Here is a 20,145-nt window from a genome sequence, read left to right as displayed (position 1 = left end):
TGACGCCTCCTATTATGTAATACAGTAAACTAATCTACAAATTTAGTCTTACTACGGAATAATTTGATGTTTCTCAAATAGCAAACGCAACTCTTGTGTATTACGTCGCGTAGCACCACGATTTTCTTTAATGATATCCATGCAATTTTGCCCCATCTTTTTAGCCAAGTCTCTATCATTACATAACCGCAAGACCATAGCGGTTAACTCTTTTCCATTCTTCACTTGCTCACAAGCATTTCGAGAGTTTAATAAGGCGAAAATTTCTTTAAAGTTAAACATATGAGGCCCAACCAAAATTGGCTTACCATGTGCAGCTGGTTCCAAAATATTATGGCCTCCAGTTTTAACAAGGGAACCACCAACAAAGATAATATCGCCTAAGCTATACAGTCGTCCAAGTTCACCAATGGTATCTAAAACAACAACGGGAATGCCTTCGTGAACAGGCTCCTTCATATCGCTACGACAAATAGCACTCAATTCATAACGCTTTGCAATATTTTGCACATCATGACCGCGATAAATCTCACGAGGTGCAATCAATAAACGAGCTTGTGGATACTCTTTCAATACTTGCTTGAAGGTTTCAAAAATAGCCTCTTCTTCACCTTTGTGAGTACTACCTGCAATAATGATAGGATGATTATTCCCAAAGCCAAATTCATCGAGAAGAGCTTGTTTTTCTTCATATGATACGGTGGCATATGTTTGATCGTATTTCATATTACCTGTTACGGTAATATCAGGTGTATGAGCACCTAAACTTTCAATATACGCCGCATCAAATTTGGACTGCATGCAAAAACGCTCAATAGAACGTAACATTTCACGTGTAAAAGCACTGATATACTTATAACGTTTCATACTGCGATCTGAAATGCGTCCATTAACCATCATAACTGGAATATTTTCCGATTCGGCGATACGTAAGAAGTTTGGCCAGATTTCAGTTTCTACAAGTAAAATAGTAATCGGCTTAATAATATGTAAAATTTTACGAGTTAAATATGGTAAATCAAGGGGAAAGAAAATAATTCCTTCTGCTTCAGGAATGATACGATGAGCCATAGCATGACCAGTAGCAGTAACTACAGACACAACTACAACAGCTTCTGGAAACTCCTTTTTGACTTCTTTTACCAATGGACTGGTAGCCACAATTTCCCCTACAGAAGCGGCGTGAATCCAAATAGCACGACGCCCTTCAATTTTCTTTAATAGTGAAGCTGGCATATAGCCTGCACTCTGTTTGATACGCTCATAAAATCCATCTTCAAAGGCAAGTCGGTATAAAATAACCGGAATCAAGCCAATCCAATAGAATATGAGCAATACGTTATATATCCAGTACATGGTTATCCTTTATTGGAGAATTGAACGGAATAAAGATGGTTGTACAATCCGCCGTCAATAGCTAATAGCTCTTGGTGAGTCCCCTGCTCTACCAAGCGGCCTTGATTGAGTACAACAATTTGATGAGCATTTTGAACAGTGCTCAATCGATGGGCAATAACAAATGCCGTACGCCCTTTCATAAGGCGATCTAACGCCTCTTGTACAAGTTTTTCACTCTCTGTATCTAAAGCAGATGTAGCTTCATCTAGAATTAAAATACGAGGGTCTTTTAAAATAGCGCGTGCGATGGCAACGCGTTGACGTTGTCCACCAGATAATGAACTGCCTCGTTCGCCTACAATTGTATCGAGACCATCAGGCATCTTCTCAACGAACTCAAGTACGTTAGCCGCTTTAGCCGCTTCATACACGTCTTCATCAGTAGCATCTAAACGGCCATACAAGATATTCTCTTTAATTGTAGCATTGAATAATACGGTTTCCTGTGGTACAAGACCAATTTGTTCACGCAAGGATTTAAAAGTAACATCTTTTATATCGTAACCATCAATTGTAATAGAACCACCTGTTACATCATAGAAACGAGGTAGTAAGTTCGCGAGAGTTGTCTTACCTGCACCAGATGGACCAACGAGGGCCACACTTTCACCAGCCTTAACAGACAAGGTAAAATGTTCTAAGGCAGCCTTTTCTCCATCATAGGAGAAAGAAACATCATTAAACTCCACATTGCCGGTAATAGCAGGCAATGTAATAGCATCAGGTTTCTCCACAACATCTGTTTTAGTATCTAAAATTTCAAATACACGATCAGCAGCAGCCAACGCCTTTTGAATATTACCATATACTTGACTCAAACGTTTTACGGGATTCGACAAGTTAATAGCATAAATCAAGAAGGCAATCAAAGAACCTGCAGTAATAGCACCTGTTACTACGGAGTAACCACCGTACCAAAGGATGACCGCTACAGCGATTGCCGCAGAAAACTCAACCATTGGGCTTAACAAGCTAGTCAATTTAGTAGCTTTGATAACTGCTTTAAAATTGCGATCATTTTCATCTTCAAAGCGCTTACGCTCAAAATCTTCACGAGCAAAGGATTTTACAACGCGAACTGCACTAATTACCTCTTGTAAAAGTGCCGTAATATCAGCTACACGCCCTTGGACATCATGCCCCGCCACGCGAAGCTTCTTACCAAAAACATTGATAATCACTAAAACTACGGGAACCGTAATAAAAGTAACTAACGTCAATTTCCAGTCAATGAGAAGCATGGACACCAAGGAACCGATAAGTGTTACAGATTCAGTGATAAAAGAAATCAAGTTATCTACCACGGCCGTTTGCAATGCAGCTACGTCATTTGTAAGATTACTCATGATAACGCCCGTCTTACGACGATCGAAATAGGATAAGCTTAATTTTTGTAGATGATTAAAAATAGCCTCGCGTACATCGATAATCACGCGCTGTCCGATGTAGGACATGTTATAAGTTTGACCATAGGTAGCAAAGCCACGAATTAGGAAAATGAGTATAATAGCACCTACAATGAGGTTCAACATAAACATATTCTTTTCATCTAATACTTGGTCTACTACATTCTTAATTAGCCAAGGTACTACCAAATAGGCAGCAGCAGCGACAATCATGCAGAACACTGCAAAAAGCATTCGCTTATAATAAGGCTTTACAAAGTATAAGAGCCTAGAATAACTATTCATTACATTTCTCCTTACCGAGATTATATACAAGATGTGCTACCCGTTTTACTGCACCCGGCTCACCTAATTTATGACGTACTTCGCGCAATTCACTGCGCATAGCTTCATTTTTGTCTACATCTCTGAGCAATGGTTCTACCAAAGACACAATTGCGTCTGGAGTGACAGCATCTTGTAATAATTCGGGAATGACTTCTTTACCCGCTACAATATTAGGCAAGCCCACATGTGTTACATTCACAACCATCTTACCAATACCATACGTAATTGGAGATACACGATACAATAATACCGTTGGCAATTCCATCATCGCCGTTTCTAATGTAGCCGTTCCTGATGCAGCAAGGCACACATCACAAATCTGCATCAAGTCATATGTATGGTCTTCCGTAATCGTAACAGGCACCTTATGAGAATCGATAAACGCTTCTAGCTCACTTCGATCAATTGTATGTGCTCGAGGCAAGAAGAATTGAATATCGTCATGCTTCGCCATCAATTGCTCACCACTTTTTAACATCGTATCAAGTAAGGATAAAACCTCTTGTTTACGACTGCCAGGCATGAGCAATACCTTTTTAGCCTCTTTGCGAGCCCCAAAGTATGCTTCGGCCGCATCCTTAGTCATCGTAGGATGTACGATGTCGAGTAAAGGATGCCCTACAAAATCTACATTACATTTATACTTGCGATATGCTTCAGCTTCAAATGGAAAGATAGATGCTACCTTAGTTACATACTTACGGATTGTATTACCTCGACTACTATGCCATGCCCAAATCGTTGGAGCAATATAATACAAAACAGGAATCCCCAGTTCATGAGCCACCGCAGCTAATTTCATATTAAAACCTGGGTAATCTACACAAACGAGAATATCCGGTTTCTCCTTCATCATGACGCGTTTCAAATACGTGCGCAACTTAAAGAATTTTGGCAATGATTTCACAATCTCTACAATACCAATGACACCAAGATTCTTAATATCATACACGATACGAACACCAGCACGCTCCATCAAGGTGCCACCCATACCAAACATTTCTACAGAAGGATCTATTTCTCTCAATGCATTGGCTACACTTGCCGCATGAGTATCGCCGGAAGCTTCACCGGCGGAAAACATGACTTTCATTATGCATCCTTTCTGGAATTTACAAATTCTTGGTCAACAGCACAGATAACAATACCATGACGATCTGCCATATCAAGCACGTCTTGTTGTTGTACGAAAATAGTCTTTTCCGCTTCTACAGCTAGTACCTTACAACCACTATCAATCATAGACATGAGCGTTTTTATGCCTACTGCCGGCACATCAAAGCGTACATCTTGATTTGGTTTTTCGGTTTTAACAACAACCGCATCCCCACGGCCGAGCTCGCCACCTCGTAAAATACACTTATCAGTACCTTCAATAGCTTCAATAGCCATGGCCGCCTTATGCTTAACAACAACAGTTTGACCTATATCAAGGGCACCCATTTGTTTAGCTAGTTCAAAACCAAAACAAATATCAGCCCATTGCTCATCTGTAGGTTGTGCTTTTGAAAGCACTCCAACCTTTGGCATAAATGGTTTTAAGTATACGGTTTGATCTAATACTTTAAAGCCTTCTCGCTCTATTTCATCAACGATGGCAAGCATAATCGTATCATCTTTACGATTTTTAAGACGCTTTAAAACACCTAATGTTTTTAAATCAGGAAACGTAAGACCTTTAAAAAGAATCTCTTTAGTAACTTTCCCAAGCATGGTTAACTCTTCAACCTCTTCTTTTTTCAAGGTTTTGAAGATTTTACCTAGTTTAGCAACACCAATATCGTAGAAAGCATCAGCCTCAGCCTTTAGAGCCGGGTCTATATCAGGTACCACACCGATAACAACCACCTCGTGGCCCAATACATGAGCGGCACGCATGAATTCTACAGGCAAAACACCTATGCCCGCAATTAATCCTACCTTTGCCAAGACTATACCTCCTAGATGGCCTCACGGCCTATATATCAATTAGTAATTTCAAGTTCCCTATGAAAAGGCCTAAAAATAGACATAATCATATACAATATATTGTACTATAAATAGCTACTTTTTACCATTAAAAAGCCATGGTTTATGCCCTTTTCTTCATCATTTTATTATAATTCCCTTATTCCTTTTAAGCACTAAAAAATCTACGATTATATCTATCAAAACTTTTCTATAAATATAAAAATATAATGTAAATTAATCATTGATATAAAACTCAACTAGTAATAATGCACACAAAAAGACCTCGTACATTGTACGAGGTCCTCATAATTAGTCGCGACGAGTACGCATAATTCCCCTATCAGCATTGCGTAGGAAGCGTAATAAATTTTCAATTTCTACGGAAGAATCCAATTGTAATTCCATTTCTTCAATCGCCTTAGATAAGCTGAATCCAGAACGATAAATAATACGGAATGCCTGTTTCAAATCACGTCGTACATCTTCGGAAATTCCTGCACGAGATAAGCCTACAGAGTTTAGACCGATAACACGTGCCGGTTGACCATCAGCAATTACGTAAGGTGGGATATCTTGTACCACCTTAGCCATCCCGCCAACCATTGCATTACGACCGATTTTAACAAATTGATGAATACCTGCAAGGCCGCCAATAACCACGCGATCTTCAACGATAGCGTGCCCTGCAAGACCAGCACAATTACTCATTATTACATTATTACCAACGATACAGTTATGAGCCACATGTGTACAGGCTTGAAGTAAACAATTATTGCCTACACGTGTTTCTTCACCTTCACCAGTAGCGCGGCTAATAGTTACGAATTCACGAATAACCGTTTCATCGCCAATATTACAATAGCTTTTTTCGCCTTTAAATTTTAAATCTTGCGGTTCCAACCCAATAGATGCGTTAGGATAAATTTCACAACGCTTACCAATGGTTGTCCAACCACCAATTACAACATGTGCACCGATTTGTGTGCCATCGCCAATCTCGACATGTTCGCCGATAACAGCGCCAGGACCTACGATTACATCTTTGCCCAATTTAGCATTTGGATGGACTATGGCTGTACTATGGATGTTGGATTCCGCATTTTCCATGCCTACAACTATCACTACAATCACTCCTCATTCTATTATACAAGGGCAAACATGTATTCACCGCTAGCGCACAATTTGTCGCCAACATAGGCACGGCCTTCAACCTTGCCCATTTTACCTTTAATTTTAACAATATCTACCTCCATGCGAACTTGATCGCCAGGTTTTACAGGATGGCGGAAACGCACTTTATCAATACCTGTAAACATAGGAGTAAGACCACGATTTTCCTCAGGGTACAATAATGCAATACCACCGACTTGAGCAATAGCTTCAGTCAATAATACACCTGGCATAACGGGGTTCCCTGGAAAGTGACCTTGGAAGAACAATTCGTTAAATGTAGCATTTTTAATACCCACAGCACGTTTCATAGGTTCTAACTCAACAATACGATCAACCAAAAGCATTGGGTAACGATGAGGTAAAATTTCTAAAATATCTTCGTGATTAAGAATCATGGCTGTGTCTCCCTTATTTCTTCCATTATACTGCGAGCCAATCTTGAATTTAATTCATGACTCGATTTCAAAGCAATTACATGGCCTTCAATCGGTCCTAACAAGAATAAATCCCCTATAACATCTAATGCTTTATGGCGAACTAATTCATCCTCAAAGCGTGGTATAGATAGACATTTCTCATCATCATAGACTAATGCATTATCTAGGCTACCGCCTTTTGCAAGCCCCATGGCCTGTAATTGTTCCAATTCCTTCATAAATCCGATAGTCCTAGCCGGTCCAATGTGTGCTTTGAAATACTCAGGCGATACTTCAAAATCACATTGTTGCGTACCAAGTAACGGATGGCTGTTAATTGATGTAAAAGTCATGCGATAGCCAGCATATGGCAAAATCACAATAAAACGATCCCCATCATAAACAGCATGAGATCGAGTCACTTTGTATATATGACGCGATGCTATTTGTTCTTCAATGCCAGCCTCTTCAATAAGATTGACAAAAATAGCACTACTACCATCACCTACAGGAGGTTCTGGAGAATCCATTTCAATATAACAGTTATCAATATTCATAGCACTGAACGCTGCCATCACATGTTCAACAGTAAATACCTTTGCTTCACCATTTTCCAGCGTGGTAGCGCGCATAGTGTTCGTCACATTATCAATGTGTGCTCGCACAGAAGGATGCCCTTCAATGTCCGTGCGGACAAACACAATTCCTGTATCTTCAGGTGCAGGCTTAAAAACCATATGTACTGGTTCACCGCTATGAAGGCCAATCCCTTGATATGAAACAGCCTTTTTTATTGTTTGTTGTGGCTTACTCATAAGAATGTCCTTTCATAATCCGAATTCACGTTTACTATACACCAATATGTATTATACCCTATTTGCATAGGCGTTACAAGAAATTTACCATATATTACGCTAATTGGAAAGACTATTCTTAGTCTTTAAAATTTTAATAGATTATTTTTAAACACTAAGTTATAAGTTATAAAATAAAAAGAGATTTCATCCATGCTAGTAGGAATCAGTTTCATCTTGAAGATTCCACAATCGCATAAACAAAATCTCTTTAAAATTATTAACTATTGAAAAACATCAGGTGGTGTATCTATTTGTTCACCATAAAAACGACGAGTCCATTTCCAACGGTTATGAAGCCAGAACCAATCTTCAGGATATCGTCGAATATAATCTTCAATAAACTCATTTAGACGAGTTGTTGTTACCGCTATATCACGCTTTTTATCATCTGTACGTTCCACATAAATTGGTGGATGTGCTTCAATCTCATATTTCTCAGAAAACGGGCTATAGTGTATGGTTACAAAAATAATAGGCACATCTTGCATACGAGCCAGTACAGCTGGCCCCGCAGCCGTCAATGTTTCATAGCCAAAGAATGGTGCAAGAACGCCATCATCACCAGGGTCCTGATCCATAATAAGGCCTAAAAATGCACCTTTTTTTAGTTCATTAATCATTTCACGAACACCTGTTTTATAGGTCACATGTTGATGCATAATCCGACGATATTCATTGATAAACTTATCGGCATCACCATTCTGTTTCATAGCCACAGAAATCAGCGGATATCCTTCAGAAGCAAGAACGCCACCTAAAAGTTCCCAGTTACCACTATGAACAGCAGCTAAAATTGCACCTCGACCATTTTCTAAGGCATCATCTAAGTACTCTCGATTAATAAACTCCACCATATCTTTGTATGCGCCATCTTTAATTTCAGGATAGCGCAATACATCAATAATCATACGGCCAAAGCGTGTAGTACTAGCTTTCGCAATACGTCGAGCTTCTTTAGGATCATCTGTAATATTACAGAATAAAATTTGGCCTATCGCCAAGCGCTTGCGTTTAGGTGGCACCACTAACCACGCAATTTCACCAAGCAATGTACCAATAGCATATTGCAAACCTTTAGGTAATAAGCAAATAAAGGCACTAAAGATTTTCATAAACCTATACATGGATTATTAGCTCTCCTTAAGCTGTGCTTTCAAAGCGTCAATTTCTTTTTGTAATTGTTTTACAGTTTTCACCATTTCTGGCAAACGATTCTCGTAAGCAGCCAATTTTAGCCACTCTTTATGAGGTCTCATTGGATACCCAGCCATAACAGAATTAGAAGGCACATTGCCAGTAATTCCTGTTTTACCTGCAAATTGTACATTATCTCCAATTGTAATATGACCTGTACAGCCTGTTTGTCCTGCAAAGATTACATGGTTACCACATTTTGTACTACCTGCAATCCCAACCTGTGCGATTAAGAAACAATCTTCTCCAATCTCAACATTGTGGCCAAGGTGAACAAGATTGTCAATTTTGGTACCGCGGCGTACCAAGGTAGATCCCATTGTAGCATTGTCGATAGTAGTGCAAGAGCCAATTTCTACATCATCTTCAAGAATAACATTGCCTACTTGAGGAATATGCGTATGAATACCATTTTCTGTGGCAAAACCAAAACCTTCACCACCGATAACTGCTTTAGCACGCAATACAACGCGTTTACCCAAAATACAGTTCTCATGTACGATAGCACCCGCATAGATGTCAGAATCTTCCCCAATTCGTACATTATGACCAATATATACATAAGGTCGAATCGTTACATTATCACCGATAACAGCATTATCATTAATAACACAATAGGCACCAATAGCTACATTTTTACCAAGTGTAACATTCTTGCCAATAATAGCAGTACTATGCACTTCACGGGGAACTACAACAGGTGGATGGAATACTTCTAGCACTTGGGCAAATGCAGATTTTGCATTATCAACTACGATTTGCGCCATCGGTGCATTTTTTACTTCTGATTCAACGATAACAGCACCCGCTTGGCATAACGCAATATGTTCAACATATTCACCAATTGCAAAAGTTATGGATTGTTTTACCGCTTGTTCAAAGCTACGTGTCTCAGTAATGACAATAGACTCATCCCCTATAAGTTGACCGCCTACTAAATTTGCGAGTTCCTGTAAAGTTTTTTCCAAGGCAAACTCCTCCCCCTGTGGTAATCCTCAATTATTGTGCAGCTTCAGTTGTACTTGTTGTAGCTTGATCTGCTTGCTGTGCATTTTGCTGAGCATCTTGTTGCTCTTGAGCTTTAGCTGCGTTTTCAACTTCTTTGATTTGATCGTCAGAAGCCTTACCCATTTTTGTGATCAAATCATCGGTTACATCAGAGCCACCACCAACAACAGCGCCTTTTTCAATAATAACATCAAGTTTTTTTTCTTTCACAAGTTCATTGATTTTTTGTTCTTGATATTGACGGTATTCTTGTGCTTTTGCATTTGCAAAGGCATTTAATTCTTGATTCGCTTGGTTAAATACATTTTGTTTAGATGCTTCATCAGCAGCAGCAATTTTAGCATCTAATTCCGCTTTTTTAGCGTTAATCTCTTTAGTAATTTCAATACCTTTTTCAGTACTATTTGCTACTTTCACGCTATCCACATAGCCAACATTGTTAGAACCACAACCACCTAAGATAGCCATAGAAGCTACTAAAGCTGCACTTAATACTAAAGATTTAATACGTTTATTCATAATATAACTCCTTATTGAACTCGATAGGACGCCTTCACTGCATCAGTAATATCAAGCCCTTTAATATTACCACCATCATCGATGATGACTAAATCTAAATGTTGTTCCTCAGCAATAATTGTTACACGCATACGAACATCTTCTAAAATAGCCTCATGAAGTGCACTCACTTCAGCTTCTTTATCTGAAAGTTTTTTTGCCCATGTATCATTCCACTCTTGCGCCACAGGCAGATTATTATTAGCAATGATGGCTTGTGCTTGTTGTTGCATCATGGAGTCACGTTTCTCAGCTAATTCCTTCTGTAGGGATGCAGCGTATTGATTGAGCTCTTCCTGCCCTTTTTGTTGCATTGGAGCAAGCTCAGCCTGTACCTTTGCTTTAATTGAATCCACATCGAAATCCGACGGTTTTCTCTTAGCTAATAATTCTTTTAATCTTTCTTCTTTTTTAGCCTTTTCAGCCATAGCCGCCGCCCTTTGTGCATCATCTATATATACACGTGCATCATAGGCATATAAGTCTAATTGAAGGTTTACGATTTCCAGATCATATTCATTAGTACTAACCTTTAACTCAGCTAAATACTTTTGAGTCAATTCATTGCGCTTCGAATTTAATTGCTGATTTAGTTCATTTTCTTTTGTTGCAATACGAGTTTGCAATTCTACCGTAAGAGCATCTGACAAGGTTGAATCCAGTGCAAGTGTTTTCAACTGTTCATCTTGTGTCTCTGACTTGGCATTTAAGGCTTGTTGTTCAAGTTCATATTGACGTTGTAAAAGTTCCAGTTCATTCTTGGCTTGTTTATAATCCGCATAGGATGGATTAAACTCTAGTACATCATCAATGCGTACAACACCTATTGACATGCCATCAGGACCCTGTTGGCGATTTGTTACAAAGCCATAGGCCCAAACCATAGCACTTATTGCAGCAACGAGAAATATGACTAGTCCTATATATCGTTGTTTCCCGTTCATTGTCGTTCTCCCTTACATAGAACTACAGTTTATTTTTTTGCATCAGTAGCTAGTTTTTTCAATACTTGATCTGTAATGTCAACACCGCCATATAGTACAGTATCTTTAGTCATAACAACGCTAAGACCCTTAGCATCACCAACTGCTTTTGCAGCCTCCATAGCTTTATCTTGAACGGATTTAGCAATTTCTTGATCTTTTTTTGCTAGGTTTTGACGCGCTTCTTCAGCGATTTTTTGTTTAGTAGCATCATCTTGTGCTGCATCAATTTTAGCTTGCGTTTCTTGTTGTAATTGGCTTTGATAGCTCATATATTCTTGAGCTGCAGAGATATAAATTGGATTATCTTGAGACAACATACGAGATGTATCAATAACCCCAATAGTACTAGTCCCACTATTACTACTAGGCGAAGCCATTTGCGTATAAGCTAACGCACCAATACCAACAATAAAAATTGCAGCAATGACGATGGAAAAAATCTTTACATTCGCCTTGTTGTTCATCATTCGCATCATAATAGAGTGCCCTCATTTCTTTAAATCACTGCATCAAAGGATGCCATATAGAGATATTGGTGAAAGCCTCTTTAAAAAGAGGCCTTCACCATATACATTTACTATATTAGAATTGTGTACCGAAGCTGAAGTGGAATTTATTTTTGTGTTTACCCACGCCATAGTCAAGTTTAACTGGACCAATTGGAGTCGTAATACGAACACCAGCACCAACGCCATAGTTAAAGGTTTTCTTGCTATTATACCATGTAACATTTGGTGCATCCCATGCATCACCGATATCAGTAAACAATACGCCACTAACCTTTTTAACGATTGGGAAACGGAATTCCAATGTAGCATTGTACATATACTTGCCACGGAATTGATCATCTTCATAACCACGTAAGGAATCAGCACCACCCAATGTGAACAATTGGCTATAAGGAGCATCACCTTGAATAAAGCCACCACGTGCACGGAATGCCAATACATTCTTAGCACCAAGTTTTTTATACATGCGTGCTTCAGCTGTGAATTTATAGAAGTCGAAGTCACCGCCTAAACCATGACCAGCCCATTGTGTAGTATAGGAAATACGACGACCACGAGTTGGTTCATAGATATTATCACGAGAATCGTATACTTTTTGCCATGTTACGGAGTTAATGCGACCGAAGTTATTTTTTACATAGTTGTCAGATGCAAAGTTATAGGAACCATTATCCCAGTTTGTACCTTTACCCGCATTTTTATCATAACGGAAACCAGAGCTATCATCATCATCCCATTTATAAGTATCTTTACGAGATTCTAATGTCAAGTAATCACGAGTATATTCCCCAGTTTGACGACCGAAGGAAATATTGAAACCACGAGATTTCTTATTGTATTCTGCTACTTCACTACCATCTTCATTGTAATCTGTGTATTCATCTTCGCGGTTGAAGAAGGAGAAGCCAAGGGATGTACCTTTGCTATCAATCCAAGGTTTCAAATAGGAGATTTGGTAGTTCTTATATTTTTTCTTACCACCGATTTCCCAGTGAACTTTAAATTTATCGCCAGTACCACGTAAATTATCTTCACCAAATTCAACAATACCCATCAATCCATCAGATTTAGAGTAACCAGCGCCTAATGTGATGGTACCAGTCTTATGTTCCAATACATCGATTTCAATAATTACATTATTTGGATCTTGTTCACCTGGCAACATACGAACGTTTACGTCATCAAAGAAACCTAAGTTATATACGCGTTCTACAGAACGACGTACCAAGAATTTATTAAAAGGTTTTCCTTTCTTTTGAACAAATTCACGAGTAATAACTTTATTGCGGGTTTTCTTGTTACCTGCTGGAATGATATCTTCTACGACACCTTCAACAATGTGTATATGAAGTATGCCTTGGTCATCTACACGGATACCATCAACGTGTGCTAACATATAGCCATCGCGAGCATATGCAGCATTAATGCCTTGAACTTTTTGCCCTACGGATACAGAGTTAAGAACTTGACCTGGTTGAATATCCATGAACTTAGTCAATACTTCGGAGGAATATACAGTATTACCTTCAAAGGAAACGCCAGTAGTAACTGGATTTACTGTTACGGCAAAGTCCAATTTTACGCCTTCAGGCACGGAAGTAAATACAGGATTTACTTCGGAGAAGTAACCAGTATTACCAAGATTAGTTACATCTTTAAATACGCCATCAACAGATACGGTATCGCCAACTTTTTCAGTTAAAATTGGCAACAAATTTGCTTGCTGTTCAGCTGTAACGCCAGATATAGATAAACCGGTAATCAATTTACCTACGTAAGGATTAACAGATTCAGCACTAGCAGATGTGACATATTGTGCTTCTACTGTTGTAACAGCTTGAGTTTGGCCATTTTCAGCAGCCTTATCAAGATCAGTACCACCAGTAGTTTTAGATACCATTTTTACTTGTTTATCATCAGTTTTTAAAGCAGCATTATTGACTGTAACAGTTCCATCAGAACCTTTTACTACAGTGCCGTCACTAGATATAGTCGTATCACCACGAGCAGCTAAGATAGCTGCATCAGTTTCATCTTGTATAGTTGTAGTAGTTGCATCAGCATTATAAACAGCTTGTGTAGTAGCTGCATCATTTGCTGTAGCAGCATTAGTCGTCGTTGTGCTATTTAAATCTGGAGTATAGCCAGCTTGTACCTCAGCAGCAAATACACTGCCTGTCCCCATGACAGCAGTCAACACGGACGCTGCAAGCATACTTTTATAAGCTTTTGGTTTAAACATAAATTCCTCCTAGAACTCATCCCCATAAAGAGTTTACATCTTATTTATAAAGACTAATAAATCTTTATCATTATAGCATAAATTGCTTGGAATGAGTACTATATTAAACAAATTTTATGAAATTAATATGACTAGAATGTGCATACCTAAGGGGTTTACACATTCTAGCCATACTCTTAAAAGCTACGTGTCCAACGACCACCTATATAATTGTTCCCTTTTGATGTATGCCATCCCGTGAACTTAAGGTTTCGTTTAACAGAATATTCTATACCATATTTATTTTGTTTGTTATTAATACCTTGAGAATAAGTCAACATGACTCTCGGTAATACATATTTACCGATTTCAATATTATAATTACTTGCCGTATCCCTATTGGTTGGCTCATCGGGATCAATTGACCCTGTTGTAATATTGATGCGGTCTAACCCAAGTGTATTTTGTAATGCATCTTGTACATAGCCAAAAGCAAACATTTGAAGCCCTGCTGTAGCCACGGCATTCACATCTTCATTTGTCAAAGTACTACTATTTGAATCTGCACCGCGGCCGAAGGTCAACATGGAAATGATTTGCTTTCTAGACAATGTAGGATTAGAGGACAATGATAAGTCCATATGATCCACTGTCCCTTTTACGCCAAGCATAATAGTGTAATTACTTACATTTGTTTCAGCCTCTAATTGTAAGTTTGGTAAATAAGAGCCACCTACGAAATGGGCATTCCCTTTTGTAATATTAAATACATGGCTCAAATACTTAAACGTGCCATTTCTAACATCAAATTGACCACTAGCAGTTGGATTTTGTAAAGATCCACCAAAATGAACATCGCCACTGATAAACATGTTGTATAAGGTGCGATCATATAAACGTACACCTTTACCCGCATGAACAGTAACATCCACCCCCATATCTTTGGTACTTTCACTAGATTGTAAGGAAAGAGGAATTTTGAATTGAATCTTTTCAAGATTTAAAGTACCAATAAGGGTCGGCAATCCATCTCGGTCAGCAATATAAAGTTCACCATTCAACGGTCCTCTTACATATTCACTGCGAACCTCTAAGTCTTCTAGCTGAACTGCCGCCTTGTAATTAGTAAGAGTATGTCCAGACCAATTTACTTTAGCAGCCAAACCAGCTGAGCCTTTGCCCATATTAATACGGGATTGGAAATCACCTTGTTGACCAGAGAAAATTAAGTCACCATCAATACCAGTAATTTGATTTTCTACACTTGCTAATTTCATCGTACCATTACGTACCGATACAGTACCATATGCTTCAGGCTGATCAATAGTGCCTGTAATGTGAACCGTGCCTTTTAACGGACCTGTTGCCTCCTTAACACTAGTTGTAAGAAGAGGGATAACAGCCATATCTGCTTCGTTAAAATCAATAGTTACATCCATAGATTTGCTATCATTTGCTGGAATATACCCAGACGTAAAGATTGCCGCTAATGGAATCTTACCATAGACGCTAAGTTTATACCCACTTTTGGCACCTTGAATTCGTTGAATCTGAATAACTTGATCTTGCATTGTAGCCAATACAAAACCTTCATCAATACCAACACCATTAAAGGACCCCGACTCTACAGCACCGGATAATTCTACTTTAGGATTCTTAGTTTCCCCAGTGATATTTACAACGCCAGTCACCCAACCAGTAGCTTGAATATCCTTACCCATAAGTGGCAAGAACGGTACTATATCAACATCCTTTAATGCAACCTGTAAGTCCGCTTGACCATCAAGATCCATCGTACCGCCTATTGCAATGAGACCTTCATCAACAGGCAGTTTCAAAGTTGTAACTTTGAATTTACGATTAGCAAGACTTGCATCGATAGTTGCATCACCAACAATCTTTTCATCAATACTTACATCATTAATCTTGCCTGTTACATTAACGCTTGGATTGTCGCGTGTACCTCCGATTTCAACAGAACCATTTAATTTGCCATCAATGTGTTCATTGGACCGGTCTAGCAAGGTTAGCAAATTCTTTACGCTACCATTAGTAACATCTAATACACCAAATAGTTGTCTACTATCATCAAACTTCATACCACCTTTAGCAGTGTAGCGACCACCATCGGCTTCAGCAAAGGTGAAATCTTGCACATTTACAACCGATTTATCTGCATAAACACGACCATGAATATCGTTCAATAATTCCCCATTAACTGATAAGGCATCGGATGAAATATAGCCATTGAATTGAGGGTTATCCACAGATCCAGTAATTTGTCCTCGACCAGATAGCAAACCATCAACTTTGTAATCCGTATTAATGAGCAATCTGCCCATATCAATTTTTTTGCCTTCAAAATCAATATTAATTGCTTCTTTAGATACTGTACCGCCACCTGTGATAGTTGCACCATAACCTTCAATATCAAATCTATAAAGCTCTAATGTATCATTCTGATAGTTATATTTTGCAAACGCATTGGTCACGAGTTTGCCATAAGCAGAACCATCCCACAAATGAGCACGACCTTCTATAATCGGATTTGCAGCCGTCCCTGTAATATGATTGTCTGTTTCAAACCAACCTGTAATAGGAACATCTGTAACAGTACGAATCACATTTTCAATACGAGCAGCCCGAGCCTTGGCATTTAGATCTAACACATCTGTATTAAGATTATACCAACCATTAACATCATAGCCCCCATCGCCATCACCAATATGTCCATTGGTGATAGTGAGAATATGGTTATCTAGCTTAATATCTCCATGGATATTATTGAATCGAGCCCCTTTATAATGTACCTCTTGCCCCCATACAGTGCCCATTACATTTGGATTATCCAATGTACCTTGTATCGCAAAAGAGGTATTCAAGGTGCCATCAACATCTTGACCAATAATAAGACTTAGTGCGGTCAATGGCAATGCATTACCGGAAATAGTGGCATCTATATTACCATTTTGGATATAGCCATATCCGCTTAGCGCCCCATCTCCTATAGTGCCTACAACGGTCATATTTGTACTATTATCAGCATGCGTAAAGTTAGCTTTTGCAGTATCAACTACAACACCGCGAATGCCTATTTGGCGACCTTTAACAGAGCCTACAACATCTGTAACTTGATTATTTTTTCCTAAGATACGCATCTCACCATCGATATTACCTGTAACCGGTGAGATCATATCTTTTGTGAAAGTGCCTAAAGGTAAATTTTGAATCTTTATAGTAGTATCAAAATCCCCTGTATCAACCACATATTGGCCCTTAACCTTTGCACTACCTTCGCCTACTGATAGGCGCACATCATCCGTACGAACTAAACCGTTATCATATACAATATCACCTTGTAAACGATCAATATAGTAACCATTATAAGAAATACCATCACTAGCAATCGTTGCATCTACACGTGGAGCTACTGTCGTGCCACCAATATGTGCACGCCCACCTACAATACCAGAAACACCGACGTCTGTTATCGCCTCTAAATCTACTTTATCGGCCACAACATTAAGATTTAAATACTCTTCATCTTTGCCTAGTGTAACTAAGCCATTGATCTTTGTTACTTGATCATTTACCCTCCAAGAACTACGACTAATAACGATTTGATCATTATTAAGCATAATGCGACCCGTGCCATCGGTAATATTATAAATTGTATTACCCCGTTTATAAGTGCCTGTTAAACCTTTAAAGCCTACATTACCACTCATAATGTATTTGCCATCTTCACTTTTAAGATTTAAATGTAAATCTTGTAACTTACCACTCGTTACAGATAGATCCTTACGAAGTGGAACAAAACTCATAATACCAGCAGTATCAATTTCATCAGCTTGTACAAAGAGATCAAAATTAGATACATTGTTCATATCAATTTTGCCATTCAAGGTAATTGCGGAACCATCTACATCAGCAGTAAAGGCACCTTTAGACATGCCACTCATATCAAGCGCCATAGTCCCATCAAGATTTTCTACATTCCTCTTTATTCCATCTTTAGTACGTAGCGCTACGCGACCATCATTAATAGTCACAGAGCCATCAAAAGTACCCGACTTATTTGGATCGGATGGTTTTACTAACTTAGTTATACTCCACGACCCATCAGCTAGTTGCCATATATGAAAATCTGGCGCCTCAACGATTACACTAGAAATAGCCGTAGCCCCTGATGTGTTGCCACCGACAATCTTCGGCAAAGAAGATAGTTTAACTCCTACAGCTACCTCTTGAGCAGTTCCAACTAAATGACCATCTCTATCTTTGATAGTCACATCTGTTAGAACAACATCACCATTCCAATTAATTCGGAGAGAATCATAGTCTATAGATCCGTTTATGACATTATTTACTTGTTCTTTAACCATAGGTGCAATGTAAGTTTGAGCCATAGGATTGATGCTGGCACCAACAATACTAGACAAACCTAAAATCGCTGCACCGATAAGGAGCCACTTTTTACGGGTCATAATGATACTCCCATACACATTATGAATAATATAAATATATATACTAATCTTACCACAGACACAGTAATAACTATAGTATTTTCAGAGTGAATTTTATAAAACCTATCAAGAACACTCATTGTCTATAATGTCCATTACAAGAAAAAAAGACGACCGAAGTCGTCTTTTTAAAGATCATATTATTGATTGCCGCCTAGTTTTGACAATTGTTCAACAGCACCACTATTAGCGATAACTTCAGCACCTTGACCTACAGGTGTAGACAATGGAACGCCTGTTAATTGTTCAAGAGCCGCAATGCTAATATTGTAATTATAAAGAGCTTCTACATAGTTATTACGAGCTGTTGTCAACTTAGTTTCTGCATCAAGTACATCAAGGTTCGTACCAACACCTGCACGGTAACGAAGCGTAGCAATACGGAAACTTTCTTGACCTTGTGCGACTGCAGTTTGTGTACTTTGGATTGTTTGTTCAGCAGCTCGTAAATTCAAGTATGCTTTTTGTACGGCTAACAATACAGCATCAACAGTTGCCAAATTAGCTTCTTTTGCTTGTTCAAGTTGTGCATTTGCTTTTTTAATAGCATTTTGTGTTGCACCACCATCCCATAAGTTCCAAGTAGCACTAGCACCAACACTCCAGGACTTTGTACTTGTACCAAAGTAACCATCTGGATCACCATAGCCACGACCAGCTTTTACAGCAACCGTAGGCAAATAACCCGCCTTAGCAGATTTTACAGCTTCTTCCGCAGATTTTACATCAAGAGCTGATTTAACAAGAGCGGAACGATGAAGCATAGCATATGCTTTCGCTTGCTCCAAGGTTACATTATATGGTTTATATTGTAAATCATGCTCTGCTGTAGTAATAGCCGTTTGTGCAGGGTATGCAATAACTTGATTTAAGTTCGCCTCTGCTAAATTTGCAGCATTTTGCGCTTTTACAAGAGATGTTTGAGAATCATCAAGATTTGTTTTAGCGGCCAATACATCGGAGCTCGCCACTAAACCAACATTATACTGTGCCTCTACATTGGTTACATGACCTTGATAATCTTTAACAGCTTGTTGTGCTACATCTACCATATTACGGCTCATAATCAATGTATAATAACCGTTAAGAGCATCATATTTTGATTGTTGTAAAGCCTCTTCATAGCTAGCACCAGTACCTTCACGAGTATAACGTGCAGAATCAATGCTTGCATCGAGTTGTGGATTGAATACAGGCGCACTAATGGAGAAGTTATGACTACCAGATTTGCCACTACCTGTGTCACCGCCCGTTTTTTGAGCACTCCAACCATAACTAACACTTGGATTCTTACCAGCTGCTACTTGGCTTACTGCAGATTTAGCAGCTTCATAACCCCATTTAGTTTGCTTAGCTGTACGATTATTAGCTAATGCTAAATCAACCGTACGGGCTTCGTTTAAAGCTAATGTACGTTCATAGGTTTTACTGTCTAAAACAGATTTTTCTGCTAATTGCTTTTGTGTTAATTGAATAGCTTCTTTTTGATATTTGCTTAATTGGTCTCCGTTGTTAACGGATGTAGTTACTACATCAGCGGCGAATGCACCAGTAGTAACTAAAGAAAGCATTACACCTAAGGAAAGAACCTTTTTATTCATAATATGTACCTCCAT

At 38.7% G+C, this 20,145-nt stretch carries 15 protein-coding genes; all 15 read right to left on the bottom strand.

Features of this window, described 5'->3' with window-relative positions; translation table 11 throughout:
• Positions 1-51: 51 nt before the first annotated feature.
• A complete protein-coding gene (locus DW000_RS06955; protein ID WP_118091616.1) occupies positions 52-1,356 on the bottom strand; it encodes a 3-deoxy-D-manno-octulosonic acid transferase in 1,305 nt (434 codons plus the stop codon).
• Positions 1,357-1,358: 2 nt separating this feature from the next.
• Complete coding sequence (locus DW000_RS06950; RefSeq protein ID WP_024061012.1) at positions 1,359-3,089, bottom strand: ABC transporter ATP-binding protein; 1,731 nt, start codon at positions 3,087-3,089, stop codon at positions 1,359-1,361.
• Complete coding sequence (gene lpxB, locus DW000_RS06945; RefSeq protein WP_021147885.1) at positions 3,082-4,224, bottom strand: lipid-A-disaccharide synthase; 1,143 nt, start codon at positions 4,222-4,224, stop codon at positions 3,082-3,084. The genes DW000_RS06950 and lpxB overlap by 8 nt, the downstream gene beginning before the upstream one ends.
• Complete coding sequence (gene lpxI, locus DW000_RS06940; protein ID WP_004695483.1) at positions 4,224-5,060, bottom strand: UDP-2,3-diacylglucosamine diphosphatase LpxI; 837 nt, start codon at positions 5,058-5,060, stop codon at positions 4,224-4,226. The genes lpxB and lpxI overlap by 1 nt, the downstream gene beginning before the upstream one ends.
• 330 nt (positions 5,061-5,390) lie before the next feature.
• Entirely contained in the window at positions 5,391-6,203 is an 813-nt protein-coding gene (lpxA, locus tag DW000_RS06935) for an acyl-ACP--UDP-N-acetylglucosamine O-acyltransferase (RefSeq protein ID WP_004695481.1), read from the bottom strand.
• A 20-nt stretch (positions 6,204-6,223) separates the two neighbouring features.
• Positions 6,224-6,649, bottom strand: a complete 426-nt coding sequence (gene fabZ / locus DW000_RS06930; RefSeq protein WP_004695477.1) for a 3-hydroxyacyl-ACP dehydratase FabZ — start codon at positions 6,647-6,649, stop codon at positions 6,224-6,226.
• Complete coding sequence (gene lpxC / locus DW000_RS06925; RefSeq protein ID WP_120055734.1) at positions 6,646-7,485, bottom strand: UDP-3-O-acyl-N-acetylglucosamine deacetylase; 840 nt, start codon at positions 7,483-7,485, stop codon at positions 6,646-6,648. The genes fabZ and lpxC overlap by 4 nt, the downstream gene beginning before the upstream one ends.
• Positions 7,486-7,748: 263 nt before the next feature.
• Entirely contained in the window at positions 7,749-8,651 is a 903-nt protein-coding gene (locus DW000_RS06920; RefSeq protein WP_120055732.1) for a lysophospholipid acyltransferase family protein, read from the bottom strand.
• A 6-nt stretch (positions 8,652-8,657) separates the two neighbouring features.
• A complete protein-coding gene (gene lpxD, locus DW000_RS06915) occupies positions 8,658-9,689 on the bottom strand; it encodes a UDP-3-O-(3-hydroxymyristoyl)glucosamine N-acyltransferase (protein ID WP_004695469.1) in 1,032 nt (343 codons plus the stop codon).
• Positions 9,690-9,720: 31 nt separating this feature from the next.
• Positions 9,721-10,248 (bottom strand): OmpH family outer membrane protein, encoded by a 528-nt coding sequence (locus DW000_RS06910; protein WP_004695467.1) that lies wholly within the window; start codon positions 10,246-10,248, stop codon positions 9,721-9,723.
• Between the two features lie 11 nt (positions 10,249-10,259).
• Entirely contained in the window at positions 10,260-11,231 is a 972-nt protein-coding gene (locus DW000_RS06905; RefSeq protein ID WP_004695466.1) for a hypothetical protein, read from the bottom strand.
• A 29-nt stretch (positions 11,232-11,260) separates the two neighbouring features.
• Positions 11,261-11,749 carry an OmpH family outer membrane protein gene (locus DW000_RS06900; RefSeq protein WP_004695463.1) on the bottom strand — a complete coding sequence of 163 codons (489 nt, stop codon included), beginning with the start codon at positions 11,747-11,749 and terminating at the stop codon, positions 11,261-11,263.
• 106 nt (positions 11,750-11,855) lie between these two features.
• Complete coding sequence (locus tag DW000_RS06895; protein ID WP_038125908.1) at positions 11,856-14,024, bottom strand: BamA/TamA family outer membrane protein; 2,169 nt, start codon at positions 14,022-14,024, stop codon at positions 11,856-11,858.
• Between the two features lie 176 nt (positions 14,025-14,200).
• Positions 14,201-18,490, bottom strand: a complete 4,290-nt coding sequence (locus DW000_RS06890; RefSeq protein WP_038125909.1) for a translocation/assembly module TamB domain-containing protein — start codon at positions 18,488-18,490, stop codon at positions 14,201-14,203.
• 179 nt (positions 18,491-18,669) lie between these two features.
• Positions 18,670-20,130 carry a TolC family protein gene (locus DW000_RS06885; protein WP_038125910.1) on the bottom strand — a complete coding sequence of 487 codons (1,461 nt, stop codon included), beginning with the start codon at positions 20,128-20,130 and terminating at the stop codon, positions 18,670-18,672.
• Between the last annotated feature and the right edge of the window lie 15 nt (positions 20,131-20,145).

This window comes from Veillonella sp. AF36-20BH (assembly GCF_003602765.1).
GTDB classification, from domain to species: Bacteria; Bacillota; Negativicutes; order Veillonellales; family Veillonellaceae; genus Veillonella; species Veillonella hominis.
The sequence above is the reverse complement of the archived record's forward strand: the minus strand, read 5'-3'. Positions and strand labels throughout refer to the sequence as shown.